We start from the raw sequence: 25,161 nt of genomic DNA, 5'->3' as shown, positions 1-25,161 counted from the left end.
CGAGCCGCGCGAAGCGCGCCGGCGCCATACGTTCTAATTGTCGATCATGGATAGACCGGGAAAGTCCGAGCGGAGTCGCTACGAAGCCGAGGTCGCTGCGTATGTCGAGGCCGGTGGGAACGAGCAGGTGCAGCGCGTCGTGACCGCCGTCCACGGCCTGCACCGCCGCCTGTCGCAGTGGTACACCCAGAACCTGTCCGAGCTCGACCTGTCCCCCGGCGAGTGGGCCGTCATCCGGCACCTCGCGGCCGAGGCCGACGATCACATCTCCACACCGTCACAGCTGGCCGACACGGCGGCGGTGGCGCCGTCGTCGATGACCCACCGGCTGGACCGGATGGCCGAGCGGGGGCTGATCGAGCGCGAGCCCGACCCCGACAACCGCACCCGGATCCTGGTGCAGCTCACGCGCGACGGCTGGGAGATGTTCCGCCAGGTCATCCGGGAGTCGGACATGGTCGAGTCCGACGTGCTGTCACACGTGCCGGTGGGCCAGCGCGACAAGCTCGCGCAGCTCCTCGAACTCGCGATCGCCGGCTTGGACGACGACCTCGAATAGCCTGCAAACAAAGGAAGCCCGCGCCATGGACGCGGGCTTCCTTCGTTGTCGGTATATCGCGCAGGCTCAGCGCTGCGAGCGCAGGGTCAGCGCTGCGAGCGCAGCCGGCGACGCAGGCCGCTGCCGGCGAGTGCGACGCCGCCGAGGACGGCAGCACCCGCGAGGAGCACACCGGTGTTGCCGCCACCGGACGCGGAGCCGTCCGTGATGATCGCCGGACCGGTCGTCGTCGAGGTGGCGCTCGCCGTGCTCGTCGCCGAGGAGGTCGGGCCGCCCGGCGCACACGACGGCGCCGACGCCGTGGCCGAGCCGCCGGCACTGATCTTCAGGTAGGGCTGCTGGGTCAGCGCGAGCATCGCCTGCGCAGAGGCGCGGTGCTCCTTGTCGCCGGCCGTCGCCTTGGCGCCCTTGGTCAGCTGCGCGTCGAAGGACTTCCGGTCGAACGCGAACCCGCCGCGCAACGCCGCCGGGGCGGAGCAGCCGAACTGCAGGCCCGTGACGAAGCTCTTGGCCTTGGCAGCCTCCGCCGACCTGCCCGCCAGCGCGAATGCGACTGCGGCGAGACCGGTGCTGTTGGTGTTCGGAGCAGCTTGAGCAGCGGGCTCGACGACGCCGCCGTTGGCCCGCTGCTTGCCGGCGATGAAGTTCACCGCCTTGGTGAGTTGCGCCCGATGTCCGCCGGCTGCACTGAGCGCCTGCACGGCCAGCGAGGTCGCGTCCGTGTCGCCGGTGCACTTCTCGGTGAAGGTCATCCGGAAGCCACCGTTGGAGCACTGCTGCTCGAGCAGGAAGTTCACCGCGGCCGTGTCCGGCTGCCCCGCTCGGGTCAGGCCGACGATCGCGAGCGACTGGCCGATCGTGTTGGAGTAGTCGCCGGAGGCCGACTTGTCCTTGAACTGCCCGCTGGGCTGTTCCAGCGACTTCAGGTCCTTCAGGTAGCCGGCGGTCGGCAGGCCCTGTGCCTGCGCGAATACCAGCAGCTTGGCAGTCGCACCGGCATACACGTCCTTGCCGTAGCTGTTGTATGCCGCGGCGTTCTTGGTGATGTATGACGCCGCGCGCTGCGCTTCGGCCTGACCGGTCCGTGCCGCGTCGAGGCCGAGGATGCCGTCGATCGTCAGGCCGTAGTCGGCGTAACTGGCGCCACCGGAGCTGACCGAGAAGTGGTCACCGCCCGCCGCCAGCTCGGACGCGAGGAAGTGTGCGCCGGAGGTGGCATCGGGGGCGGCGGCATGTGCCGGAGCCGCGACGGCGATGCCGGTGAGGCCGGCGCAGGCGAGGGCTGCGATGCCCGCGAGACCCGCACGGGCGTGAGGTGAGGTGGTCATGGGTGGTGCCTTCCGCGAGGTGTCGCGACCCGCAGAGGTGAGGAGCCGGAGCACATCTCGCGGGGCCGCGACGAGATCGCCGGTGGACGCGCAGGTGCTCCGGCTCGCCATGCCCGGGTGATCACCGGGTGGCACACGGTTGCGGGTCAGCGCCGGAGTCACACCGGCTTCCCCTGCTGTTGTTGCGTCCGATGCGCAGCTTACCGGGTCTGCGAAGACGAGGTACGAGTCTCAGGACACGTCCGGTCCGGCCGAAGGACGGCCCAACAAGCACAGGTGAGACGAGCCCGGAGACGAGGTACGAGTCTCAGGACTCGTCGAACCAGATGCCGATCTCGCGTTCGGCGGACTCCGGCGAGTCCGAGCCGTGCACGATGTTCTGCTGGACGGCCAGCCCCCAGTCGCGACCGAGGTCGCCGCGGATGCTGCCGGGCGCTGCGGCGGTCGGGTCGGTCGCTCCGGCGAGTGACCGGAAGCCCTCGATGACCCGCTCGCCCTTGACGATGGCGAAGGTTGCCGGGCCACTGGCCATGAAGTCGACCAGCGGCTGGTAGAACGGCTTGCCCTCGTGCTCGGCGTAGTGCTGCGCGAGCCGCTCACGGTCGGCGGTCATGATCTGCAGCGTGTCGAGGACGTATCCCTTCGCCTCGATCCGGCGCAGGACCTCGCCGGTGAGGCCGCGGGCGAATCCGTCGGGCTTGACGATGACGAGGGTGCGTTCCATGACTCACATTCAATCGGACGGTGCGTATGGCGGGCACGCTGGGGCCGTGCACCACGTCGAATGACGGCTGCTTCGGCGATTGACGGCTGGATTGCACCGTCAATCGCCGAAGAAGCCGTCATTCGGCAAATTCAGGGGTGCGGCTAGGCTGCGACCTTGCCGAGCACGAGCAACCCGAAGAGGAAGACGGCCAGCGCGATCCGGTAGTAGACGAACGGCCGGAAGTTGTGGTGCGAGATGTAGCGCATGAACCACGCGACCACGGCATACCCGACGAAGAACGCGAGCACGGTCGCCACGATGATCTGGCCCCACCCGTCGCCGTCGCTGCCATGCAGGTCCTTCAGCTCGAAGAGGCCGGAGATGACGACGGCGGGTATGGCGAGCAGGAAGGAATAACGCGCCGCCGCGCTGCGGGTGTAGCCCATGAAGAGACCACCGGAAATCGTTCCGCCGGAACGGGATACGCCGGGGATCAGCGCCAGCGCCTGCCACAAGCCGAAGCGGACGCCGTCCTTGACGGTGAGTTCGTCCAGGGTCTTACGGTGCTCCGCGTCGGGGTCGTGATCGACGGTGCTGTCGGCCACCGCGATGACGATCGCGAAGATCAGCAGCATGCTGGCGGTCACCCACAGGTTGCGCAGCGGCCCCTCGATGAAGCCCTTGAAGACCAGCCCGAGGATGCCGATCGGGATGGTGCCGACGATCACCAGCCAGCCCATCCGCGCGTCCGGGTCGGTCTTCGGCACCTTGCCGGCGACGGAGAGCGCCCACTGCTTCATGATGCGGACGATGTCCCGCCAGAAGTAGACGATGACCGCCGTCTCGGTGCCCAGCTGGTTGACCGCGGTGAATGCCGAGCCGCCGCCGTCATTGCCCCAGAAGAGGCGCCCGACGATGAGTTGGTGGGCTGAGGAGGAGATCGGCAGGAACTCGGTCAGTCCCTGCACGATCCCCAGCACGATCGCTTCGATCCAGGTCATTCAGTGTGCTCCTGGTACTTGGAGGTCAAGGCGTCCATCTTGCGGCCCTGCACGAGTGCGGTGACCCACAGGGCGAGGAACATCAGGCCGACGACGAACATCATCGGCAGGACCACACCGGCCAGGACGGTCGCGATCTCGACCACCCAGCCGAGCGTCACACCCCAGGCACGCCGCAGCGTGCCGGCCGCGACGACACACAACACTGCCAGCACCAGCCCCACCACGAGGTATGACGTGTGGGCCGTGTCGTGCTGGGATTTGGCGATCGCCCACGCGACGAGCGCGCCGAGGAAGACCACCAGGCTCTGCGAACCGACCACCATGCCGGCGAACCGGCGCGTCATACGCTCACCGACGCCGTGGACGAGGACGGTCCCGATGACGGTGTTGTGGCCGTCTGTTTCAGCGTTGTTCATGCGTCGGTGACGCCGAGCAGGGCGCGCACGTCCGCCGCGGTGGTGATGGACCCGGTGGCCAGCACTCCCCCGGACACGCCACCCTCGTCGGCCAGCTCGGCGGCCCGGTCGATCGCATCGGCCATACCCGGCACGACGTCGACCCGGTCCTCACCGAAGATCTCCATCGCGAGCGCGCCGAGCTCTTCGGCGCGCATGCTGCGATGCGACGAATTGCGGGTGATGACAACGTGATCCAGCACCTGCTCGAGCGTCGAGAGCATGTCCTCGGCGTTCTTGTCGGCGAAGATCGCGATGACGCCCACGAGCTTGGCGAAGGTGAACGAGTCGTTGATCGCGTCGTGCAGCGCTCGCACTCCGGCGGCGTTGTGTGCGGCGTCGACCAGGACCGTCGGCGAGCGCCGGACGATCTCCAGCCGGCCGGGTGAGTCCACATCGGCGAGTGCAGCGCGCAGGACCTCGATGTCCAGCGAACGCTCGCCTCCCCCGAGGAACGCCTCGGCCGCGGCGATCGCGGTCACCACGTTGTGTGCCTGGTGCTCACCGAAGAGCGGCACGAAAAGGTCCGGGTAGACGGCCGACAGCCCTTGCACGGTCAGTTGCTGACCGCCGACGGCCTGGTCGCGCTCGAGCACGTCGAAGTCGACGGTCTCGCGCTTGGCCGCGCCACCGACCTCGGCGACGCGTTCGGCGATGAGTTCGTCCACCGTCGGATCCTGGATGCCGACCACGGTGATCGAACCGGGCTTGATGATGCCGCGCTTCTCCAGCGTGATCTCCTCGACCGTCGAGCCGAGCAGCCGGGTGTGGTCGAGCGAAACCGGGGTGATCACCGCGACGTCGCCGTCGGCGACATTGGTCGCGTCCCACTCGCCACCGAGGCCGACCTCGACGATCGCGACATCGACGGGCGCATCGGCGAAGGCCGCGTAGGCCATCACGACGAGGATCTCGAAGTAGGTCGTCGTCGGCTCGTCCGCGGCGCGTGCCTCGTTGTCGATCAGCTCGACGTAGGGCAGCACGTCGTCGTATGTCGCGATGAACCGCTCGGGGTCGATCGGCTTGCCGTTCAAGGCGATTCGCTCGCGGACGTTGTGCAGGTGCGGCGAGGTGAAGCGTCCCGTGGCCAGGCCCGTCTCGCGCAGGATCCGCTCGATCGCGCGGGTCGTGGTCGTCTTGCCGTTGGTGCCGGTCAGGTGCACCACCGGGAACGACCGCTGGGGGTCGCCGAGCAGCTCCATGATGCGGCGCACCCGCTCCAGGGACGGCTCCGGGCTGGACTCCGGCGTCCGCGCCAGGATGGCTTCCTCCACCTCGCGCAGTCGCTTGCGGATCGCCAGGTTGCGCTCGGCTTCGCGCTGCGCTGCGTCGGGTCGACCACTAGGCATGCGACTCATCCAACAACACTGCGGAGACCGCACACTGCGCGGCTCCTCCTTCATCGCCGCCGACAGCGTGCCGTCGCCTCACTGATCCCTGCTTTCCGAAAGTTCGAGGTGGATCCAGATGGAGTCGGGCACTCCACCGCCGGTGCTCTCGCGACCGGTCTCGGTGAAGCCGTAGTGCTCGTAGAACGAGCGCGCGTTGTCGTTGCCGTCCAGGTAGGACAGCACGATCTCGTCATACTCGTCGGCCTTGGCCTTGGCGATGGCGGCGCGCATCAGCATGCCGCCGATGCCGGCGCTCTGGAACTCCGGCAACACGTAGAGCTTCCACAACGCGAGGTGACCGTCCAGCGGCCCGACGGACGTCATACCGACGATCTCACCGTCATACTCGGCAACCGTCACCCGTCCGGCTCGTATGGCGGGGATCGTCGCATCCGCGGTCCACCACTTGGCCAGGCCCATCGCGACGTAGTCCTTGCCCGCGATGGGACCGTAGGTGGCCGGCCAGGTCTGCTGGCCCACCTCGATGACACCCTGCAGGTCGTCCCCGGTCGCCGCACGCAGCAGCACACCGCTGGCAATCTTCATCGTGAGGTCCTCTTCATCGCCTTCATGGCCATGTCTCCTCTGTCGCCCGCGCGCGATGTCGCCTCCGTTGGCTTCATCGCGCTGTCCCCTCTGTCGCCGACTCGACACGCTTCACCGAGATCGCCACGTGCTTGCCGCCGCCGAGATCCGCGTCGACGGCACCGGGCAGCTCGTGACCCGCGCCGGCGGAGCCGAACTGCACCGCCAGCGTCTCACGCATGATCAGCTGCTGGTGGGTGACCGTGGCCTGCCAGGCGTCGTCGTCCCCGGTGACGCCCAGGCTGATCCGGTCGCTGACCTCCAGGCCGGCATCACGGCGGGCCTGCTGGACCGCACGGATGATGTCGCGGGCCAGGCCTTCGATGCGCAACTCGTCTGTGACGTCGGTGTCGAGCACCACGAAGCCACCACCGGGCAGCATCGCGGCGACCTGGTGCGCCTGGGCCTGGTCGGTCACGACCGACTCAAGGCTGAATTCGCCCTCCTGCAGGGCCAATCCGCCACTGGTGACGGTGCCGTCCTCGGCCACCGACCAGTCCCCGGACTTGCTGCCCTTGATCGCCCGCTGCACGTCCTTGCCCAGCCGAGGGCCGGCCGCTCGTGCGTTGACGGTGAGCTTCTGCTCGATACCGAAGTCGGACTCGCTCGCCTCGGCGAGGTCGACCAACCGCACCTCACGGACGTTGACCTCGTCGGCGACGAGCGCGCTGAAGTCACCCAGCGCTGCCGCGTCCTTGACCACCACGGTCAGCGTCGCCAGCGGCAGCCGGACGCGCAGCTGCTGCGCCTTGCGCACCGACAGGGTCGTGGAGCAGATGGCGCGGGTGCGGTCCATCGCCGCGACGAGTCGGTCGTCGGCCGGCAGATCGGTCGAGTCCGGCCAGTCGGTCAGGTGCACCGAGCGACCACCGGTCAGACCCCGCCATACCTGCTCGGTGACGAAGGGCAGCAGCGGAGCGGCGACCCGGCATACGGTCTCCAGCACGGTGTAGAGAGTGTCGAACGCGGCTTGGGTGTCACCGTCGGCGCCGCCTGTTTCTCGGGGTCCCCGCGAAGTATCGGAGGGAGCTTGCGACCGGAGAACTTCGTGGGGTGAGGTCCCCCAAAAACGCTCCCGGGATCGGCGGATGTACCAGTTGGTGAGCACGTCCAGGAAGTTCTGCACCGCATCGCAGGCACCGGCAACGTTGAACTCGTCGAGGTCCATCCGGACGGTCTCGACCAGTTCGCGTGTCTTGGCCAGCACGTAGCGGTCCATCACGTTGGTCGAGTCGGTGCGCCAATGTCCTTCGGTGTCAGCCGCGTTCGCGTAGAGGCTGAAGAAGTACCAGCTGCTCCACAGCGGCAGCAGCACCTGCCGCACACCGTCGCGAATGCCCTGCTCGGTGACGACCAGGTTGCCGCCGCGCAGGATCGGACTGCTCATCAGGAACCACCGCATGGCGTCCGCGCCATCGCGGTCGAAGACCTCGGTCACGTCCGGGTAGTTCTGCAACGACTTGGACATCTTCTGCCCGTCGCTGCCCAGCACGATGCCGTGGCAGATGACGTTCTTGAACGCCGGTTTGTCGAAAAGCGCGGTGGACAGGATGTGCAGCATGTAGAACCAGCCGCGGGTCTGGCCGATGTATTCGACGATGAAGTCGGCCGGGAAGTGGTGCTCGAACCACTCGGCGTTGTCGAAGGGGTAGTGCACCTGGCCGTAGGGCATCGACCCGGAGTCGAACCACACGTCGAGCACGTCCTCGACGCGCCGCATCGTCGAATTCCCGCTCGGGTCATCGGGATTCGGGCGGGTCAGTTGGTCGATGCCGGGACGGTGCAGGTCGTCGACCTTCACCCCGAAGTCGCGCTCGAGCTCCTCGAAGGATCCGTAGACGTCGACGCGCGGGTACTCGGGGTTGTCGGACTTCCACACCGGCACCGGGCTGCCCCAGAAGCGGTTGCGGGTGATCGACCAGTCGCGGGCGTTGGCCAGCCAGGTGCCGAACTGCCCGTCCTTGACGTTGCCGGGCACCCAGTTGATCTCCTGGTTGTGCGCCAGCATGCGGTCCTTGAACGCCGTGACACTGACGAACCAGGAGCTGACTGCCTTGTAGATCAACGGGTTCCGGCAGCGCCAGCAGTGCGGGTAGGAGTGCTCGTAGGTCTCGCGGCGCAGCAACACGGTGCCCGGCGTGACGCTACTGCGGGTCGAGTAGGACGAGCCGCTAGCCGAGGAGGCCGGAATGACCGAGCTGGCCGAGGAGGCCGGAGCGCTAGCGGAGGCCGTCTCGAGGTCGCGAGTCGCTGCCTTGAGGTCGTCGATGATGTGCGGGTTGGCGTCGAAGACGAGCATGCCTTCGTACTCCGAGACCGGGTAGGTGAAGCGGCCGTCCGGGCCGACCGGCATGACCGGCACGATGCCCTCGCGGTCGGTGACGACCATGTCGTCCTCACCGAAGGCGCCGGCGGTGTGCACCAGCCCGGTGCCGTCCGTCGTCGTGACGAAGTCGGCGGGCACGACACGGAACGCCTTCTCGTGCCCCTCGTAGTAGCTGAACGGCGGGGCGTAGACCGAGTCGAGCAGGTCCGCACCGGACAGGCGCGCGACGACATACGGCTCCGGGTCGGCCTTGGCGTCGCCGAACAGGTCCTTGGCGTATGCCGCCAGCCGCGCGTGCGCGATGACGTAGCGCTCGGCGGTGCCGGTCGGCACGTCGGTCTCCACCACGACGTAGTCGATGTCGGGTCCGACCATGATCGCGAGGTTGGCCGGCAGCGTCCACGGCGTGGTCGTCCACACCAGGAACAACGCGTCCTGCAGCGCCTCGAGTTTGCTGCTGGTGCAACGCAATCCGACGGTCACCGCCGGGTCCTGCCGCATCTGGTAGACGTCCTCGTCCATGCGCAACTCGTGATTGGACAGCGGCGTCTCGTCGTTCCAGCAGTAGGGCAGCACGCGGAAGCCCTCGTAGATCAGGCCCTTGTCGTAGAGCTGCTTGAACGCCCAGACGACCGACTCCATGAAGTCGGGGTTGAGCGTCTTGTAGTCGTTGTCGAAGTCGACCCAGCGGCCCATCCGCTCGACATACTCACGCCACTCGTCGGTGTAGCGCAGCACCGAGGCGCGCGCGGCGTCGTTGAACTTGTCGACCCCCATCTCGAGGATCTCGTCCTTGGTCTTCAGGCCGAGCTGCTTCATCGCCTCCAACTCGGCGGGCAGCCCGTGGGTGTCCCAGCCGAAGCGGCGCTCGACGCGCTTGCCGCGCATCGTCTGGTAGCGCGGGACCAGGTCCTTGACGTAACCGGTGAGCAGGTGTCCGTAGTGCGGCAGGCCGTTGGCGAACGGCGGGCCGTCATAGAAGACGAACTCGTTGCTGCCGTTCTCGCCCGCGTCACGCTGCTCGACCGAGGCACGGAAGGTGTCGTCGGCGTCCCAGTACTCCCGCACGGCCTTCTCGATCGACGGGAAGTCCGCGGACGACGAAACTCCATGCGGATCGGATGAGGTCAGATCGACCTTCGGGTAGGTCATGCGGTGCAGCTCTCTTCGCGGTCGGCTCGTCCTGCTCGAGGACGACGCCTGCCCGGTCGGGCCGACACCGCGGTACCACCTCGCTTGTCGTATGACGGAGGGGTTTCGTCATACGACCGCTCATGCATGAGCTGTGACGGGCTCGTCCCGTCCGGTTCTACTGAGCGCGTGCGCTGTTCTTCCGGAAGCTCGCCGCTGATGACGGCTCGAACGCTGCTGCACCTAGTCTATTCGCCCCCGCTGCAGGTCTCCAACTCGATTGCGCGCCGAACCCATCGGCGCGTGGAGCCGAGCCGAGACGGTCGAACTCCTGGCTGAGTGATCTGGATCGTTCATCACGCAAACCTGCTCCCGAGGTCGAGCCTGTCGATGCCACAAGACGCCCCTGTCCCGGCGAGGAGTCCGGACGGCTCTTACGGGACTGGGAGTCGCCATGCACGGCGAGGGCGCCCGTTGACCTGCAGTGTCACCGCTCAAGGAACGTCCTGTGGGCCGACCAGTCGACGTACTCCGAGTTCACCGAGTTTTCCTCGTCGCTGCACGTCGACGACCCGGTCGCGGGATACTGGGTCGATGGGAACAATCCCGTGCCGGGCAAACGACGGCGAATGCGCCATTCCGGGCCGTGCGCTGGTAGTGACGGAGGGCCAACTCTCAGTCGTGACTGCCCGTGCCGCCGAACGCATGTTTCCGGACGGCAACTTCGCCTCCACGGCCGATGACGCTATACAGCTCACGCGCGAATTTGGCGCCGCCATTGAGTCATTGGGCGATCGCTACCAACGAACCGATAGCCCCTACGACAGGTTGGTCGATCTTGTTCTCGCTGCCAGACTGGCTGAAAGTCCAATCGCGGACTTGAGTGACGCCGAGGCTCGCCAATATTTTGCTCGCGAGCAACTCGCGATGGTCGAAAGCGCGTTTGCTCGCGAGTCGAGCGATGACGGAGTCATTGTCTACTGCACGCCGTGCGGTCACATCTGGAAACTGCTGGAGTCCAGGTCATGATTGACCCTCCCGGCGATGATCCTCAGCTCGCCCCCATCTCTTGGCAGCAGAAGGTGTTCATCGACACCCACAAGGCGGCTATTGAGAAGGCGATCGAGTCCGCTGATGATGCGTGCGGGGCCATAGTCACTGCCTGCTTTGCTCTCGCGACTGCCTATGGTGCTGCGATCACGGTCTTGACTCCGAAGGACAGCCAACCACCGGCCGGCGTCGTCATACTTCCCCTTCTTTCGCTGGTCCTCGGTGCGATGGCAGCGCTAATCGGCAAATCGACAGGTATCTCGCTGAAATCGTTCAGTACCACCGGTGACGTAAGAGAGGCAGTCAAAAACACTGTCAAGTGGAAACGGATCCTGAGCATTTCCGGAGTGGTCGCAGCCGGTGTTGGGGTCGTGGGAGGGCTCCTCGTCTTGATCTAAAGCAGCGTGGCCCGCCACGGATTCATCGAACGCCCCCGCGTCACGATCGCCAATCGAGCTCCTGCGCCAAATCCTCGGTCACCGCATGTTTGGCAAGTCGCGCCGTTCTGGTCAGTGACGTCGGGCCCGTCGAGCGACCTGTCGCATCCGGCGCTCTACGGTGGACTTGCGCCCCGGGTCGGTCTCGCTGTCTCGTTCGGCGAGCATCGTCACCAACTGTTGGTCCAGTGGCCCCTGTGATTCCCAGGCTGGAAGGCGTTCATAGAACCAAAGTTCAAACTGACCGATGGTGAGCAGACGGTTCCCGAAGGCGTCGATCCAGATCCAATAGGGATCGTCGGCACTCCCGTGGATCGGCATGCCCTGCTCGATGAGCATGTCAATCAGCATGGCCCGCGACTCCCAGAATGAAGCAGCTGGGCGAAGGCGCGCGACCTCCACCGTGGCCGGAGTGTCCGAACCGGTGGCCAGCAAAGCGACCGCGACGGCGATCGCGTCACGCATCTTCGGAACACGCATCGTCTGCTCATCGGCGGTTACGACTTGCAGAGCAAGCTGCCGGAGACGAGCTTGAAGGTCGTCGGCGTCACTGCTCACAGGCTAAGCATGCCGCAGTTGACAAAGCCCCATCCGCAGTCCGGTAGGCGATCGTCTTGCGGGACAGGCCGTTCGGCGGAGGTCTGTGCTCGTAAGGCGTGGATCCAGGGAGACGGTTGCCGGGCGCGCTACGAGATAAATCAAGTGCCCATCGCAGCGATCAGAGGTACCTTCACCCCCATGCAATACGCATGTTTCGCGAGCGGCCGTACCCGCGACTGAGCACGCGGCCTTCCTGGCCGCAGACGCGCTGCCCGACCATCAGGGGTCCGGCAGCTTTGCTCTCCTGCTCACGAAGGACATGCTCAAGTGCAAATCCGTACGTTTCATCCATCAGACTTGCCTGCCCTGATCGACCTCACGATCGAGACATTCCGCGTGCTGTTCGAAGACGACCTCCCTGATCTCCTCGGCCCCGGAGTCTTCGCACACGACCACGGCGACTGGCAGAACGACTACCGGCACGAGGTGCCAACACTGCACGATCCAGGTAACGACAAGTTCGTCATCGTCGCCGAAGAGGAGGGGCAGATCCTCGGGTATGTCGGCTGGCAGCTCGACGACAACCGATCAGGTCGCCTCGAAATGGTCGCCGTTCACCCGAACGCGCAACGACGTGGGGTAGCCACAGCCCTGTGCCGCCGCGCGGTCGAAGAGTTGAGACGGCACGGCGCGGCGGTTGTTCATATCGGCACTGGCGGAGACGCCTTCCACGCACCGGCGAGACGGCTGTACGAATCGCTCGGATTCGTTGGCTGGCCAGTCGTGGATTACGCGAAGGCGGTGTAGTCCAGCGACGTGCGGCGGATGCGGGCAGGCTTCTTTGCCAGCTGCGTCCGCCGCACGCCGATCGCTACTCGGGCATGTTGGGCTATTCGATCCTGCTTGCCCGGCGCCACTCCGAGATGTATTTGGCGGCGTAGTCAGCGGCGGCCGACCAGTACGCGCCGTGGCCGGAGGCAAACATGGCGCACCAAGGTTGCCGCCCGGTCTTGGCAGACATCCGGAGCAAGTCGTGCATCGCCTTGGTTCGCTGGACGATGGCGTCGGAGAGTGCTTGTCGGAGCTGGTCGCTGGGCGCGTACCCGTCAAGGACGCAGCGCAGCCGTCTCCCGGCGATCTCAGGTGGTGCGGATGGGTCGATGCCGGCGAACGACTGTGCGGCGTATGCCAGATCCCATTCGCGGGTGCTCGGGCCGGCGCCGTCCCAGTCGATGAACGTCATGCTGTCACCGTTCAGCACGAGGTTCCAGGGCGCTAGGTCGTTGTGACACAACAGGTTCGGTGGTTTCGGAGATGGGATCAGCACCCATTCGCCACCGACAACCGGTACGGATTCGCTGGCGTCGTGGATCCGGCGAATGAGCTGTCCGACTGCGATGAGTTGGTCATCGTTCAACGGGCCATGATCGTGAGCAAGCGTGCCAGGGATGAACTCGATCACCTGACGGCCGCGGTCATCACAGCCAAAATGTCGCGGCACGGGTACTGCGCGATCAGCCAGCTCGCTCATGTATCCACGGACCAGGTCGGTGCTAGCGAGCCATGGTTTGCGAACGGTGTCGCCATGACGGACGGCCCCACCGGGAGTCGCGTTACCGCCGGTCAGCGGTTGCTCACCCTCATGCATGCTGCCCACTCTAGGCAGGGACTTGGTTCGGAACAGCGCTCAGATTGCTCACACTCAATCCACGTGATGGGAGGCCCGTATGACGATCGGCATTCGGGCAGCTTGATGGGTCCGGTTCTGCCGGGTGTCGTCAGGCTGCTGCGGTGTGGTGGCCTTGCATGAGTCCGGGTGTCAGGTCCCAGTGCACGCCGTCGGCGTCGATGGTGGCGGTGTAGCCCTGGCGGTGCACGACCTGGTGATGCCGGCCGCACAGGAGGGCCGAGTTGATCAGTGAGGTTGGGCCGCCGGCCCACCAGGGTTGAACGTGGTGGGTTTCGCAGAAACCCGGTGGCCGGTCACAGCCGGGGAACGTGCAGCCGCCGTCGCGCAGGATTGCGCCGGCTCGGATCGCTTTGGTGGCCAATCGTTCTCGGCGTCCGACGTCCAACGGTTGGCTCGGCCCGCCCAGGACTGCGGGGATGAGGTCGGCGGCACACGCGAACCGGCGGGCGGCGCCGGCGTCGACGAGGTCGCCGGTGCTGGTGGTCGCCCCGCGCCCGGCCCGGAGGTCCTGCAAACCCATCGTCAGCAGCACCGTCGCGGCACCGGCTTGGACGCCATCCCCCTTGGCGGTCCGTGCTCCAGCGCCGACCAAGTCCATCAGCGCATCCAACCGGCGTTTGCCCGGAGTCCGCTCATCACGCACCGACTCGGCCGACTTCTCGGAGTTCTCGGAGTTCTCGGAGTTCTCGGAGTTCGCGGAGTTCGCGGAGTTCTCGGGTGCGTCGGCTTCGTGTGCGCCGTGGTCATCGCCGAGGTCATCGCCGAGGTCGTTGCCGAGGTCGTTGCCGAGTCCGAATGCTGCACCCGTCGATACACCTGGTCTCGATACACCTGGTCTCGATACGCCTGGTCTCGATACACCTGCTCCGCTGCGCTCCCCCGGCACTCGACCACCCTTCGCGAGTTTGTCGGTGGGCTTGTCGGTGGGCTTCGTCGGTTGTGGTGCGGATGTGGCGTTGATCGCTTCTTTCAGGATCGCCGCGTTCGCCGGCGACAACTCGGCCACCAGTTTGGTCATGCCGGTGGCGGTCGTGGACCAGGTCAGCGACTCGGTCTTCTCGAGTTTCTCGTCGTCCGTGGACAGTCGGTCCGGGTCGAACCGGTCGATGATCGCCCGGGTGAGTTTGGTCAGCCCGTCGGTGCCCAGGGTCGGATCGACTTGCAGGAACCAGCCGAGGATCTCGTCCCGGCCGGCGGTGGGTATGACGGGTGCGACCTTGTTCGCCTGGGTGAGTGCGGTGCGGGCGGACTCGATCGAGCAGGACCCGTCGACGAGCGCGGCCGTGATCACGTGGTTCTTGCGTTCCCGGCAGGCGTCGGCCACCGAAGCCATGGCACGGATGGTCTTCGGTTCGATCGGGACCTGGTCGAGGTGCTGGGTGATCCATTGACCGGTGCTCGCGGCGTTGGACCCGGCTACGGCACCTTCGTCGACGGCGACAGCGGCTTGGAGAGTGGCCAGCTGAGCCGACCGGCCATGCAACGTCAACAAGGCCGACATCATCTGGCTCTGCTGATCCTGACCGAGTTGGCGCAGCGCACCGGGGACTTCGTCCAGCAACCCCAGGAAGGTCTGTGCAGCGGCCAACAGTTCCGGTCCGCGACCGGGCGCAGCGGGGGCGTCATACGTCATGCCCGGATCAGTGATCATGACGCGAACCCCGTTCTCCTAGTTGGTTTTTCGTCTGGTGACAGCTTACTGGAGGGCACTGACAACGGCTAGCATTTCATCGAACACATTTCGGGTAATCCGTACCGCCGACCTCAGTGGTTGGGGCGCGGGGACCGGGCGCTCGAAGAGCACGCGCGACCTCGAGACGGTCGCTCGTCCCGGGTCGGCATGGCTGAGGGCACTCTCGACACGGTGTAACACCGGCGGACATTCTCGTGACATCGCGACGGGGCGCGACGTGAGCACGCCGGTCTAGCGTCAGTGCCATCACCGTTCCGGCGACCAGCCGTCCCAGCGACCGTGGAGGCAACTCGATGACCACCGTCAAAGCCGCTCTGTTCCAGACTCATTGGCGCGGAGACAAGGACAAGATGCTCGATGCCCACGAGGAGATCGCGCACACCGCGGCTCAGCAGGGCAGCCAGGTGATCTGCTTCCAGGAGCTGTTCATGGGCCCGTTCTTCGCACAGGTCCAGGACAAGGCCTGGTACGAGTATGCCGAGGCGATCCCGGACGGCCCGATCGTGCAACGCTTCAGCTCGATCGCCAAGGAGACCGGCCAGGTGATGATCCTGCCGATCTACGAGGAGGTGCAGCCCGGTGTCCTGTTCAACGCCGCCGCGGTGATCGACGCGGACGGGAAGTACCTCGGCAAGTACCGCAAGACGCACATCCCGCAGCTGCACGGGTTCTGGGAGAAGTTCTACTTCCGCCCCGGCGCGAACGACGGCTGGCCGGTCTTCGAAACCGCGGTCGGCAAGGTCGGCGTCTACATCTGCTACGACCGGCATTTCCCCGAGGGTTGGCGTGGCCTCGGGCTGGCCGGCGCGGAGATCGTCTTCAACCCGTCGGCCACTTCCCGCGGGCTCTCGAACCACCTGTGGAAGCTGGAGCAGACCGCAGCCGCGGCGGCGAACATGTACTACGTCGGTGCGCTCAACCGGGTCGGCATCGAGCCGCTCGGGGACGACGATTTCTACGGCACGTCATACTTCGCCGACCCGCGTGGTGCGTTCGTCGGTGACGTCGCCTCCGATCAGGTCGAGGAGCTGGTCGTGCGCGACCTGGACCTCGATGCCATCCGGGAGCAGCGCGCGACCTGGGCGTTCTACCGCGACCGCCGGCCGGACACGTACACCTCGATCACGGAGAAGTGAGGCGTATGGGGAGGGCGCGGGTCTCGATACGCCGGCTCGTTCCTCACCGGCTACTCGACCAGCTTGTGGGTCACTGACCCCGTGCGCGCAACGCGAGCAGGGCGACATACAGCCCGGCAACCGCACGTACGTCGTCCAGGTCGATACCGAGCCGCTCGGTGATCTGCTCGAGCCGGCGATAGACCGCCGGCCGGGACAGGTGGTGCGCTTGCGCGGTCGACGACTTGTTCAGACCGTTGGCGATGAAGGTCTCCAACAGGTCGATGAGGTCCGGGCTGTCCAGCAGCGGTCCGAGTTCCCGGTCGACGAAATCCTGCACGTCGTGACTGGCCGCGAGCGCCTCGACCAGACCGGGCAATCGCAGATCGGCGAGCCGGACCACGACGCTGTCCTGCCAGCCGACGCGCGCGGCCGCCCGTAGGGTCTGCCGGGCCCGGGCGAACGACCGCCCGAGCCCACTCAACCCGTCGACGACGGGTCCGGCCGCGATGAGTTCGATCCGGCAGTCGGACTCGGCGGCCAGCTGCTCGGCGAATTCGTCGACCCTGCGGATCGGGTCGTCGGACTGACTGCTCGAGACGAGCATCCGCACGGTGCCGTGCTCGATGGGGCCGAGCAGTGCACCGACGCCACACCGGCCCGCGACGGACCGGACCTGTTCCAGCAACATCGCGCACTGGCGCTCGTTCCTGCCCAAGCGGACCACCAGCGGTGTCAACCGGCAGTGCCGCACCCGGAACCCCGACGCCCGGGCTCGCAACTCCAACAGGTCTGCGCCGCCGTGCCCGCCGAGCAGGTCGGTCAGCAGCACCTCCTGTGCCTCACGCTGCCAGTCGCCACCGCTGGGCGCGACGAGCTTGTGCAGATTGAGCGCTTCGACCCCGCGCCGTGCCACGACCTCCGAGCGTTCAGCGGGCTCACCGTGGGCGAACAGGATCAGCGTGCCCCACGGTCGTCCCTCCTGTGTCAGGGTCGCCGCGACGATCCCGTCCGGCGTGATGTGCACGTCGTCGTCCCCGGCGAACCGGGACACATACTGCGACAAGCGGGTCCAGTCGCGCAGCACCTCGCGCAGGCCCGCCTCGCCGGCGGCGAGCTGCACCTGCCGGGCGGTGTTCTCCACGACCACCGGGCACCCGGCGAGTCCGGCGAGCTCGTCGACCAGCGATTGCATCGGAGCACGTTGAATCGTCAACTGGTGCAACGTGTCCCGCACGTTCTCGGAAATGGTGGAGCGACTCGTCGTGCGGGCCAGGATGGTGGTCTGCACCTGCTCGGTGATCGTGACGAACGCGACCGGACGCCACATGACGATCAACGGCAGATCCGCGGAGCGGCAGGCCTTGAGCATGGCGCGTGGCACGTCGTCGAAGGCACGGCCGATGCCGAGGAAGACCGCGGTCGCACCGGCCTCGGCGATCTTCTCGACATACTCGATCTGATCGCGCTCCTCGGCCAGCATGACACCGGTGGTCAGCACCACTTCGCCGCCGGTGAGCATCGTGCCGATGTCCGGCACCTCGCCCACGTGACACCAGCGGACCGGATCCGAGAGGTGCTCGTGACCGTGCAGCACCTCCGGCTGGCCCTCGCGGCTGGCCGCGAGCTCGATCACCTCGGCCAGGGTCATCAACTGCATCGGACCGCCTCTCTGACGGAACTGGTCATGGTCGCGCTGCGTCCGGAGAGCCGGTTCTGCCCATTGCTCTCCCTGACACTCTCCCTGATCCGTCGCTCGCATGCAGCCGAAAGACGCCGATACAACACGCAACGCGGCAGCTGTGATGCGTGACACAGTGAACGAGTTCGAGCGCTCCGAGCGCGGATACTGTGACCGGCATTCTCCAGTTCGTTCTGCCGAGGAGCCGCGTATGACGATCGAGTCCGCACCAGTTGCCCGCGACGGTCAAGTGGCGAGTGCCGACGGGCGGGTCGAACTGCAGGACACGCGGGTCCTCTCGGATCCATCGCTGGCCAATGAGGACCTGGTGCCGGTGCCGGTGGCGCAGCGCAACTGGCACACCTACAACTACACCGCCCTCTGGGTCGGCATGAGCCACAACATCCCGTCCTGGCTGCTGGCGTCCGGCCTGGTTGCCGCCGGAATGTCCTGGCAGCAAGCGGTTTTCATCATTCTGCTGGCAAACGTGATCGTGCTGATCCCGATCCTGTTGAACGGCCACGGCGGCACGAAGTACGGCATACCGTTCCCGGTTCTCGCCCGCTCGTCGTTCGGCATCTTCGGCGCCAATCTGCCGGCACTCATCCGTGCGCTCGCCGCCACGTGCTGGTTCGGCGTGCAGACCTGGATCGGCGGCGAGGGCATCTTCCTGCTCGCCGGCAAGATGTTCGGGGACAGCTGGGCGAACGCCGGTCACATCGGCGACTTCGCCTGGACCCAGTGGCTCAGCTTCATCCTCTTCTGGCTGCTCGAGATCGCGATCATCGTCCGCGGCATCGACACGTTGAAGCACTTCGAGAACTGGGCCGCTCCGGTCGTGCTCGTCGCCGCGGTCGCGCTGCTGATCTACATGTGGAGCAAGGCCGGCGGTGTCGGCGACATCCTCTCCCAGCCGGGAACGCTGCACGGCCACGATTTCTGGAAGGCGTTCGGACCGTCCCTGATGGGGATGATCGGCTTCTGGGCGACGTTGTCGCTGAACATCTCCGACTTCACCCGGTTCGGTGGTTCACAGAAGCAGCAGGCGCTCGGCCAGACCTACGGCCTGCCGACCACCATGACGTTCTTCGCGTTGCTGTCGGTGTTCGTCACGTCCGCCTCGGAGAAGGTCTACGGCGAGGTCATCTGGGACCCGATCAAGCTGGCGGCGCGCATCGACAACTGGGTCGGGACGCTGCTCGCGCTCGCCACGGTCATGGTCGCCACGCTCGCGGTGAACATCGCCGCCAACCTGGTCAGTCCGTCATACGACTTCGCCAACGCCGTCCCGAAGCACGTCAACTTCCGCCGCGGCGCCCTGATCACCTGTGTGCTGTCGGTGCTGATCATGCCGTGGAAGCTGGTGTCGGACCCGAACATCTACATCTTCACCTGGCTCAACTTCGTCGGTGCGATCCTCGGCCCGGTGGCCGGAATCCTGCTCGCCGACTACTGGTTCGTACGGCGCACGAAGCTGGTCGTGCGTGACCTCTACACGCGCGGCCGGGGCCTCTACTGGTACCGCGGCGGCTGGAACTGGATCGCGGTCGGGTCCTTCGCGGTCGCGGCCATCCTGGCCGGCGGCGGGTCCTACTCGGGCGTCGACGCCAAGGGCAACAAGACCGGACCCTTCCCCGTTGACGGAATGATCCCCTTCCTCAAGCCCTTGGCGGACTACGGTTGGATCATCGGTCTCGTCGCCGGCGCCGTCATACACACGGTCCTGATGAAACTGCTGAAAGCACCTGTCACGTATGACGATTCGGCTCAAGAACCCGAGGACGAAGGAGTCACAGTATGACGACAACACTCATCACCGGCGGCAAGGTCGTCTCACCACAGGGCGCCGCGTCCGCCGACGTGCTGATCGACGGGGAGACCGTCTCGGCGGTGCTCGCGCCCGGCGCGGCGGGGATCCTCGGGATCGCGGCTGACCGCACGATCGACGCGACCGGCAAATACGTGTTGCCGGGCGGGATCGACGTGCACACCCACATGGACATGCCGTTCGGTGGCACGTTCAGCGTCGACGATTTCGAGACCGGCACCCGCGCAGCCGCCTGGGGCGGCACGACCACGATCGTCGACTTCCCGGTGCAGAAGAAGGGCGGCTCCCTGCAGGAGGCCGTGGACACCTGGCACGCGAAGGCCGAGGGAAAAGCCTGCATCGACTACGGATTCCACGCGATCCTCGCCGACGTCAACGAGACGTCGCTGAAGGAGATGGACGGTCTGGTCGACCAGGGCGTGACGAGTTTCAAGCTCTTCATGGCCTACCCCGGCGTCTTCCTGTCCACCGACGACCAGATCATCCAGGCCATGTATCGCGCGAGCGACAACGGCGCGACGATCATGATGCACGCCGAGAACGGCACCGCCATCGACCAGATCGTGCAGCGCGCGATCGCGGACGGTCACACCGAGCCGAAGTATCACGGACTGACCCGACCGATCGCCCTGGAGGCGGAGGCGGTCAACCGGGCCACGCAGATGGCCGACGTCACCGGCGCCCCGCTCTACTTCGTCCACCTGTCGAGCGGCGCCGCCGTCGATGTGGTGACGGAGGCGCGCGACGCCGGCCGGAACGTCTTCGGGGAGACCTGCCCGCAATACCTGTTCCTCGACGAATCCGATCTGGCACGACCGGATTTCGAGGGCGCCAAGTATGTCTGCACGCCGGCGCTGCGCCCGCAGGAGGAGCAGGCCAAACTCTGGCGCGGCCTGCGCACGAACGACCTGTCGGTGGTCGCCACCGATCACTGCCCGTTCTGTTTCGTCCCCGACAAACAGCTGGGGAAGGACGACTTCCGCGCCATACCCAACGGATTGCCGGGTATCGAGCACCGGATGGACCTGTTGCACATGGGCGTCACCAAGGGCGAGATCAGCCTGGCCCGCTGGGTCGAGATCTCCGCGGCGACGCCGGCGCGGATGTTCGGCATGTACCCCAAGAAGGGTGTCATCGCTCCCGGGTCCGACGCCGACATCGTCCTCTACGACCCGAAGGCCACCCAGACCGTGTCGGCCAAGACCCATCACATGAACGTCGACTACTCGGTCTACGAGGGGTGGGAGTTCACCGGGAAGGTGGAAACAGTGTTGTCGAGAGGCGAAATCGTGCTGAATGCAGGCGAATTCACCGGCAAGCCCGGTCGCGGCCAGTTCATCAAGCGCTCCCTGTCGCAGTACCTCATCTGATGGACTTCGGCGTCGTTCTGCAGACCACTCCCCCGTCGGCACGGGTGGTCGATCTCGCGGTGCAAGCCGACCGGTGCGGGTTCGACTACGTGTGGACCTTCGACAGTCACATCCTGTGGCAGGACCCCTACCCGATCTACGGCCAGATCCTGGACCGCACGCGACGCGTCGTCGTGGGTCCGATGGTCACCAACCCCACGACCCGCGACTGGACCGTCACGGCGTCCCTGTTCGCCACCCTCAACGAGATGTACGGCAACCGCACCGTCTGCGGCATCGGGCGGGGCGACTCCGCGGTGCGGGTCGAGGGCGGCCGCCCGAGCACGCTGGCCGCGTTGCGTGACGCGGTCGGCGTCATCCGCGGTATGGCGTCCGGCGAAGCGGTCGAATACAACGGCGCGACACTGCGATTGCCGTGGGCGAGCGCGTCGCGACTCGAGGTCTGGACGGCGGCGTACGGGCCGAAGGCACTCCAACTGACCGGTGAGGTGGCGGACGGTTACATCCTGCAGTTGGCCGATCCGCAGATCACCGCATGGATGGTCGGCGCGGTGCGAGCCGCCGCCAGTGCCGCGGGTCGCGATCCGGACTCCATCACGATCTGTGTGGCGGCTCCGGCATACATCACCGACGGCACCGCCGAGGCGGCTGCGCATGCGCGCGACCAGTGCCGCTGGTTCGGCGGCATGGTCGGCAATCACGTGGCCGACATCGTCAGTCGGTATGGCGAATCCTCCGGTGTGCCAGCGGCATTGACCGATTACATCGCCGGCCGGAAGGGCTACGACTACAACCAGCACGGCCGGGCCGGCAACACGCACACCGAGTTCGTGCCGGACGAGATCGTCGACCGGTTCTGCATCATCGGGCCGCCGGAGGAGCACATCAAGCGCATCGAGGAACTGCGCGACCTCGGCGTCGATCAGTTCTCCGTCTACCTGCAGCACGACGACAAGGAGCACACGCTCGCGTCATACGCCGATCACGTCATACCCCAGGTGAACGTCGCGACGGACGCGCGTTCCTGACTACATACCGACGGTGAGTTGCACACCGTCGGCGATCCGGTAAGGGCTGCCATCGACGATGGCGCCGAGGGTGCGGCGCAGCCGCGACACCTCCGCGCGCGCCGCGACGAGGTGCTCGCCGTCGCCGAACAGCTCCACACTCAGGTCGTATGGCGTCAGGCCCTCCCGCCCCGCCGTCGCGAGCCGCTGCAGGATCTGCGCGTGCCGGCGTGACAGGGCGACCCGCCAGGGATCGGCATCCGCCCGGATCTCCACGACCGGCTTGCTGCCGAGCTCGAGGTGCGCGGTGATGCGGCGCTCGGTGGCGGCGGGCCGGACCAGCCAGCCGACATCGAGTCGTTCGGGCAGGCAGAGGCCGAGCCCCGGGACGGCGAGGGGCTTGTCCTCCCGCGGCGCTGCGATCCGATCGCGGGTGCTGACACCGGCGCTGTGCGCGACCCACCCGGCGTCATCCACCACCAGCGCCGGCCCGCCGGCAGCCGCCACCAGCGGCTCGGCCGCGATCCGCAGGCGCTCCAACGCCGCCTCGTGATGCCGGCGCAGCAGAGACTCGGCGAGCAGCACCCCGGTCTCCACCAGCGCGCTGATCGCCGGATGCAGAGTGAGCGCCGGGCCGCTGATGTCGACGATCCCCAGCAACTCGCCCGTGCGCGGGTCGTGGATCGGGAAAGCCGTGCAATACCAAGGGTGTTGGGCCTGCTCGAAGTGCTCGCCGGAGAAGAGCTGGACCGGGCTCGCCTCCTGTAGCGCGGTGCCGATCGCGTTCGTCCCGACGTCCCCCTCGGTCCACCGGGCACCCTCGCTGAAGCCCAACGCATCGGCCCGCCGCCGCACCCGTGAGTCGCCTCTGCGCCACAGGATGACGCCGTCGCCGTTGGTGACCACCATCAGGAAGTGCGACGCGTCGGCGACGCTGGAGATCACCCTGGCCAGGTCGTCGATCACCAGCCGCAACGGCGACTGCGCGCGCAGTTGCTCGACGCGCGCCAGCGGCAAGGGATCGCGGGCGCCGGAGCGATCCGGGACGAGCCCGAACCCGAGCACGCGCTGCCAGGACCGGGACACCAGTGGGCGCGGTTGCATGGCCGGCCGGCCACCGCCGATCAGGGTCTCGTGCATGCGCATCAGCTCACGCGCGTACCGAGCAAGATCGGTCCCGGGGGTGATCGCGTTGTAATCGGCCACCAGGGGCAACTCCTTCAGCGTCGCTCGGAGAGATTGCAACGTGTTGCAACGCTTCCGATCAGCCTAGCCGCGGAGTGTGCTGTGAGTCACAGTCGCTCAACGAAAGGACGCGCGATGACCGACATACTGGACCCGCAGACCGTGGCTGCGGACCCGACCACCACCGCCTCTCCCCGGCAGCGCGCCGAGGCCTGGCTGACCGACTTCGATGCCGCGTTGCGTGCGCGTGACGTGGACACGGCCGCAGGCCTGTTCGCGACGAGCAGCTTCTGGCGTGATCTGGTGTCGTTCACCTGGAACCTGCGGACCGTGGAGGGCCACGACGGCATACGCGATCTGCTGCAGCACACGCTCGATGCGGCGGACCCCACCGACTGGACGCTCAGCGAGGAGCCGGCCGAGGCCGGCGGCGTCATCGAGTGCTGGATCACCTTCGAGACGGCAGTCGGGCGCGCCAAGGGCCATCTGCGGCTGAAGGAGGAGGACGGCGAGACCCGTGGCTGGACGCTGCTCACCAGCCTGCGCGAACTGAAGGGCCACGAGGAGGACCAGGGCACCCGCCGCCCGCAGGGTGTCGAGCACGAACTGGCCCGTGGCCGGAAGTCCTGGCTGGAGAAGAAACAGGACGAGGAGTCGTCCCTCGGCCGCACCGCGCAGCCGTATGTCGTGGTCATCGGCGGCGGCCAGGGTGGCATCGCCCTCGGTGCCCGCCTGCGACAGCTCAAGGTGCCGCATGTCGTCATCGACAAGCACGACCGGCCCGGGGACCAGTGGCGCGGTCGTTACAAGAGCCTGTGCCTGCACGACCCGGTCTGGTACGACCACCTGCCCTACCTCCAGTTCCCTTCCAACTGGCCGGTTTTCGCCCCGAAGGACAAGATCGGCGACTGGCTGGAGATGTACACGCGTGTCATGGACGTGCCCTACTGGTCGCGCTCGTCGGTCACGTCCGCGACATACGACGAGGACAGCAAGACCTGGCGCGTCGTGGTCGACAGGGACGGCGAAGAGGTCGTCCTGGAGCCGAAGCAACTCGTTTTCGCGACGGGTATGTCGGGCAAGCCCAACCTGCCGATCTTCCCCGGCATGGACGTGTTCGAGGGCGAGCAGCAGCACTCCAGCCAGCACCCCGGTCCGGAGGCCTACACCGGCAAGAAGGTCGTGGTCATCGGCTCCAACAACTCCGCGCACGACATCTGCGGAGCGCTCTGGGAACACGACGCCGATGTGACGATGGTGCAGCGCTCGTCGACCCACATCGTGAAGTCCGCGTCACTGATGGACATCGGCCTCGGCGACCTCTACTCCGAGCGTGCGGTCGCGAACGGTGTGACGACCGACAAGGCGGACATGATCTTCGCCTCGCTCCCCTACCGGATCATGCACGAGTTTCAGATCCCGCTCTACGAGCAGATGGCCGAGCGCGACAAGGATTTCTACGACCGGCTGGAAAAGGTTGGTTTCCAACACGATTGGGGCGACGACGGGTCCGGGCTGTTCATGAAGTACCTGCGACGCGGGTCCGGCTACTACATCGACGTGGGCGCTGCCGAGCTGGTGTGTGACGGCAAGGTCAAGCTCGCCCACGGCAACGTCGACCACCTGACGAAGAACTCCGTGATCCTGGAGGACGGCACCGAGCTCCCGGCCGACCTCGTCGTCTACGCCACCGGTTACGGCTCGATGAACGGCTGGGTCGCCGACATCATCGACCAGGAGACCGCCGACAAGGTCGGCAAGGTCTGGGGCCTCGGCTCCGACACCACCAAGGACCCGGGACCCTGGGAGGGCGAGCAGCGCAACATGTGGAAGCCGACCCAGCAGGAGGCGCTGTGGTTCCACGGCGGCAACCTGCACCAGTCACGGCACTACTCGCTCTACCTGGCGCTGCAGCTCAAGGCGCGCTACGAGGGCATCCCGACCCCGGTCTACGGCCTGCAGGAGGTCCATCACGTCGCCTGATGCTCCGACTCCTCGCAAGGAGGCGCTGGGACGCAGCGAACAAGTTCGCTTGCGTCCCAGCGCCTCCTTGGTCGTCGTCTCCGCGGCCGTCCGCCTG

The 25,161-nt window shown here is 66.6% G+C and carries 21 protein-coding genes; 9 read left to right on the top strand and 12 right to left on the bottom strand.

The genetic code is table 11. The features are described from left to right. Window positions 1–46 precede the first annotated feature (46 nt). Window positions 47–559: a MarR family winged helix-turn-helix transcriptional regulator gene (locus VG502_RS00260; protein ID WP_325547607.1), complete on the top strand. Its 513-nt coding sequence runs from the start codon at window positions 47–49 to the stop codon at window positions 557–559. 86 nt (window positions 560–645) lie between these two features. On the opposite strand, the gene VG502_RS00255 is transcribed toward VG502_RS00260, so the two are convergent. From VG502_RS00255 to ileS, 7 genes are all read right to left on the bottom strand, one after another. Beyond that, complete coding sequence (locus VG502_RS00255; protein WP_325547605.1) at window positions 646–1,887, bottom strand: prenyltransferase/squalene oxidase repeat-containing protein; 1,242 nt, start codon at window positions 1,885–1,887, stop codon at window positions 646–648. 307 nt (window positions 1,888–2,194) lie between these two features. After that, complete coding sequence (gene ndk / locus VG502_RS00250; RefSeq protein ID WP_325547604.1) at window positions 2,195–2,611, bottom strand: nucleoside-diphosphate kinase; 417 nt, start codon at window positions 2,609–2,611, stop codon at window positions 2,195–2,197. Window positions 2,612–2,754: 143 nt separating this feature from the next. Then, window positions 2,755–3,594, bottom strand: a complete 840-nt coding sequence (locus VG502_RS00245; protein ID WP_325547603.1) for an undecaprenyl-diphosphate phosphatase — start codon at window positions 3,592–3,594, stop codon at window positions 2,755–2,757. Beyond that, on the bottom strand, window positions 3,591–4,013 hold the full coding sequence (locus VG502_RS00240) for a DUF4233 domain-containing protein (protein ID WP_325547601.1): 423 nt from the start codon (window positions 4,011–4,013) through the stop codon (window positions 3,591–3,593). Before VG502_RS00240 ends, VG502_RS00245 begins: the two co-directional genes overlap by 4 nt. Next, a complete protein-coding gene (locus VG502_RS00235; protein ID WP_325547599.1) occupies window positions 4,010–5,410 on the bottom strand; it encodes a bifunctional folylpolyglutamate synthase/dihydrofolate synthase in 1,401 nt (466 codons plus the stop codon). The genes VG502_RS00240 and VG502_RS00235 overlap by 4 nt, the downstream gene beginning before the upstream one ends. A gap of 69 nt (window positions 5,411–5,479) precedes the next feature. Beyond that, window positions 5,480–5,989, bottom strand: a complete 510-nt coding sequence (locus VG502_RS00230; protein ID WP_325547597.1) for a GNAT family N-acetyltransferase — start codon at window positions 5,987–5,989, stop codon at window positions 5,480–5,482. A 73-nt stretch (window positions 5,990–6,062) separates the two neighbouring features. Continuing rightward, a complete protein-coding gene (gene ileS, locus VG502_RS00225) occupies window positions 6,063–9,506 on the bottom strand; it encodes an isoleucine--tRNA ligase (protein WP_325547595.1) in 3,444 nt (1,147 codons plus the stop codon). Between the two features lie 573 nt (window positions 9,507–10,079). On the opposite strand from ileS, the gene VG502_RS00220 reads away from it, so the two are divergent. Beyond that, window positions 10,080–10,514 carry a hypothetical protein gene (locus VG502_RS00220; RefSeq protein WP_325547593.1) on the top strand — a complete coding sequence of 145 codons (435 nt, stop codon included), beginning with the start codon at window positions 10,080–10,082 and terminating at the stop codon, window positions 10,512–10,514. Continuing rightward, window positions 10,511–10,933, top strand: a complete 423-nt coding sequence (locus VG502_RS00215) for a hypothetical protein (RefSeq protein ID WP_325547591.1) — start codon at window positions 10,511–10,513, stop codon at window positions 10,931–10,933. Before VG502_RS00220 ends, VG502_RS00215 begins: the two co-directional genes overlap by 4 nt. Window positions 10,934–11,044: 111 nt before the next feature. On the opposite strand, the gene VG502_RS00210 is transcribed toward VG502_RS00215, so the two are convergent. Then, window positions 11,045–11,530: a hypothetical protein gene (locus VG502_RS00210; protein WP_325547589.1), complete on the bottom strand. Its 486-nt coding sequence runs from the start codon at window positions 11,528–11,530 to the stop codon at window positions 11,045–11,047. Between the two features lie 339 nt (window positions 11,531–11,869). On the opposite strand from VG502_RS00210, the gene VG502_RS00205 reads away from it, so the two are divergent. Continuing rightward, window positions 11,870–12,319 carry a GNAT family N-acetyltransferase gene (locus VG502_RS00205; RefSeq protein ID WP_325547587.1) on the top strand — a complete coding sequence of 150 codons (450 nt, stop codon included), beginning with the start codon at window positions 11,870–11,872 and terminating at the stop codon, window positions 12,317–12,319. An 82-nt stretch (window positions 12,320–12,401) separates the two neighbouring features. Here VG502_RS00205 and VG502_RS00200 read toward each other — a convergent pair whose 3' ends face one another. After that, window positions 12,402–13,160: a phosphotransferase gene (locus VG502_RS00200; RefSeq protein WP_325547586.1), complete on the bottom strand. Its 759-nt coding sequence runs from the start codon at window positions 13,158–13,160 to the stop codon at window positions 12,402–12,404. A 130-nt stretch (window positions 13,161–13,290) separates the two neighbouring features. Next, window positions 13,291–14,853: an HNH endonuclease signature motif containing protein gene (locus tag VG502_RS00195; RefSeq protein WP_325547584.1), complete on the bottom strand. Its 1,563-nt coding sequence runs from the start codon at window positions 14,851–14,853 to the stop codon at window positions 13,291–13,293. Between the two features lie 335 nt (window positions 14,854–15,188). On the opposite strand from VG502_RS00195, the gene VG502_RS00190 reads away from it, so the two are divergent. Next, window positions 15,189–16,031, top strand: coding sequence for a nitrilase-related carbon-nitrogen hydrolase (locus VG502_RS00190; protein WP_325547582.1), 843 nt, complete (start codon window positions 15,189–15,191; stop codon window positions 16,029–16,031). 70 nt (window positions 16,032–16,101) lie between these two features. Here the strand turns inward: VG502_RS00190 and VG502_RS00185 are convergent, their stop codons facing one another. Continuing rightward, window positions 16,102–17,670: a PucR family transcriptional regulator gene (locus VG502_RS00185; protein ID WP_325547580.1), complete on the bottom strand. Its 1,569-nt coding sequence runs from the start codon at window positions 17,668–17,670 to the stop codon at window positions 16,102–16,104. A 232-nt stretch (window positions 17,671–17,902) separates the two neighbouring features. On the opposite strand from VG502_RS00185, the gene VG502_RS00180 reads away from it, so the two are divergent. The 3 genes from VG502_RS00180 to VG502_RS00170 are packed head-to-tail and all read left to right on the top strand — an operon-like array spanning window position 17,903 to window position 21,917. Further along, complete coding sequence (locus tag VG502_RS00180) at window positions 17,903–19,492, top strand: NCS1 family nucleobase:cation symporter-1 (protein ID WP_325547578.1); 1,590 nt, start codon at window positions 17,903–17,905, stop codon at window positions 19,490–19,492. Next, window positions 19,489–20,889 carry a dihydropyrimidinase gene (gene hydA / locus VG502_RS00175; RefSeq protein ID WP_325547576.1) on the top strand — a complete coding sequence of 467 codons (1,401 nt, stop codon included), beginning with the start codon at window positions 19,489–19,491 and terminating at the stop codon, window positions 20,887–20,889. Before VG502_RS00180 ends, hydA begins: the two co-directional genes overlap by 4 nt. Continuing rightward, window positions 20,889–21,917 carry a TIGR03842 family LLM class F420-dependent oxidoreductase gene (locus tag VG502_RS00170; protein WP_325547574.1) on the top strand — a complete coding sequence of 343 codons (1,029 nt, stop codon included), beginning with the start codon at window positions 20,889–20,891 and terminating at the stop codon, window positions 21,915–21,917. Before hydA ends, VG502_RS00170 begins: the two co-directional genes overlap by 1 nt. Here the strand turns inward: VG502_RS00170 and VG502_RS00165 are convergent, their stop codons facing one another. After that, window positions 21,918–23,102 (bottom strand): sigma-54-dependent transcriptional regulator family protein, encoded by a 1,185-nt coding sequence (locus tag VG502_RS00165; RefSeq protein WP_325547572.1) that lies wholly within the window; start codon window positions 23,100–23,102, stop codon window positions 21,918–21,920. Window positions 23,103–23,216: 114 nt separating this feature from the next. On the opposite strand from VG502_RS00165, the gene VG502_RS00160 reads away from it, so the two are divergent. Beyond that, the gene (locus tag VG502_RS00160) at window positions 23,217–25,064 is read left to right on the top strand and encodes an NAD(P)/FAD-dependent oxidoreductase (protein ID WP_325547571.1); all 1,848 of its coding nucleotides are present in this window, start codon (window positions 23,217–23,219) and stop codon (window positions 25,062–25,064) included. Window positions 25,065–25,161: the final 97 nt, after the last annotated feature.

The organism is Flexivirga sp., from assembly GCF_035551235.1.
GTDB lineage: Bacteria > Actinomycetota > Actinomycetes > Actinomycetales > Dermatophilaceae > Flexivirga.
This window is presented reverse-complemented; position numbering and strand designations above follow the sequence as displayed.

What these genes read in the sequence shown, in the direction of transcription:
- VG502_RS00255 (WP_325547605.1), bottom strand. Translation starts at nt 1,887, where the DNA reads ATGACCACCTCACCTCACGCCCGTGCGGGTCTCGCGGGCATCGCAGCC.
- VG502_RS00240 (WP_325547601.1), bottom strand. Translation starts at nt 4,013, where the DNA reads ATGAACAACGCTGAAACAGACGGCCACAACACCGTCATCGGGACCGTC.
- hydA (WP_325547576.1), top strand. Translation starts at nt 19,489, where the DNA reads ATGACGACAACACTCATCACCGGCGGCAAGGTCGTCTCACCACAGGGC.
- VG502_RS00170 (WP_325547574.1), top strand. Translation starts at nt 20,889, where the DNA reads ATGGACTTCGGCGTCGTTCTGCAGACCACTCCCCCGTCGGCACGGGTG.
- VG502_RS00190 (WP_325547582.1), top strand. Translation starts at nt 15,189, where the DNA reads ATGACCACCGTCAAAGCCGCTCTGTTCCAGACTCATTGGCGCGGAGAC.
- VG502_RS00200 (WP_325547586.1), bottom strand. Translation starts at nt 13,160, where the DNA reads ATGCATGAGGGTGAGCAACCGCTGACCGGCGGTAACGCGACTCCCGGT.
- ndk (WP_325547604.1), bottom strand. Translation starts at nt 2,611, where the DNA reads ATGGAACGCACCCTCGTCATCGTCAAGCCCGACGGATTCGCCCGCGGC.
- VG502_RS00220 (WP_325547593.1), top strand. Translation starts at nt 10,080, where the DNA reads ATGGGAACAATCCCGTGCCGGGCAAACGACGGCGAATGCGCCATTCCG.
- VG502_RS00180 (WP_325547578.1), top strand. Translation starts at nt 17,903, where the DNA reads ATGACGATCGAGTCCGCACCAGTTGCCCGCGACGGTCAAGTGGCGAGT.
- VG502_RS00230 (WP_325547597.1), bottom strand. Translation starts at nt 5,989, where the DNA reads ATGAAGATTGCCAGCGGTGTGCTGCTGCGTGCGGCGACCGGGGACGAC.
- ileS (WP_325547595.1), bottom strand. Translation starts at nt 9,506, where the DNA reads ATGACCTACCCGAAGGTCGATCTGACCTCATCCGATCCGCATGGAGTT.
- VG502_RS00195 (WP_325547584.1), bottom strand. Translation starts at nt 14,853, where the DNA reads ATGATCACTGATCCGGGCATGACGTATGACGCCCCCGCTGCGCCCGGT.
- VG502_RS00215 (WP_325547591.1), top strand. Translation starts at nt 10,511, where the DNA reads ATGATTGACCCTCCCGGCGATGATCCTCAGCTCGCCCCCATCTCTTGG.
- VG502_RS00185 (WP_325547580.1), bottom strand. Translation starts at nt 17,670, where the DNA reads ATGCAGTTGATGACCCTGGCCGAGGTGATCGAGCTCGCGGCCAGCCGC.
- VG502_RS00245 (WP_325547603.1), bottom strand. Translation starts at nt 3,594, where the DNA reads ATGACCTGGATCGAAGCGATCGTGCTGGGGATCGTGCAGGGACTGACC.
- VG502_RS00260 (WP_325547607.1), top strand. Translation starts at nt 47, where the DNA reads ATGGATAGACCGGGAAAGTCCGAGCGGAGTCGCTACGAAGCCGAGGTC.
- VG502_RS00160 (WP_325547571.1), top strand. Translation starts at nt 23,217, where the DNA reads ATGACCGACATACTGGACCCGCAGACCGTGGCTGCGGACCCGACCACC.
- VG502_RS00235 (WP_325547599.1), bottom strand. Translation starts at nt 5,410, where the DNA reads ATGAGTCGCATGCCTAGTGGTCGACCCGACGCAGCGCAGCGCGAAGCC.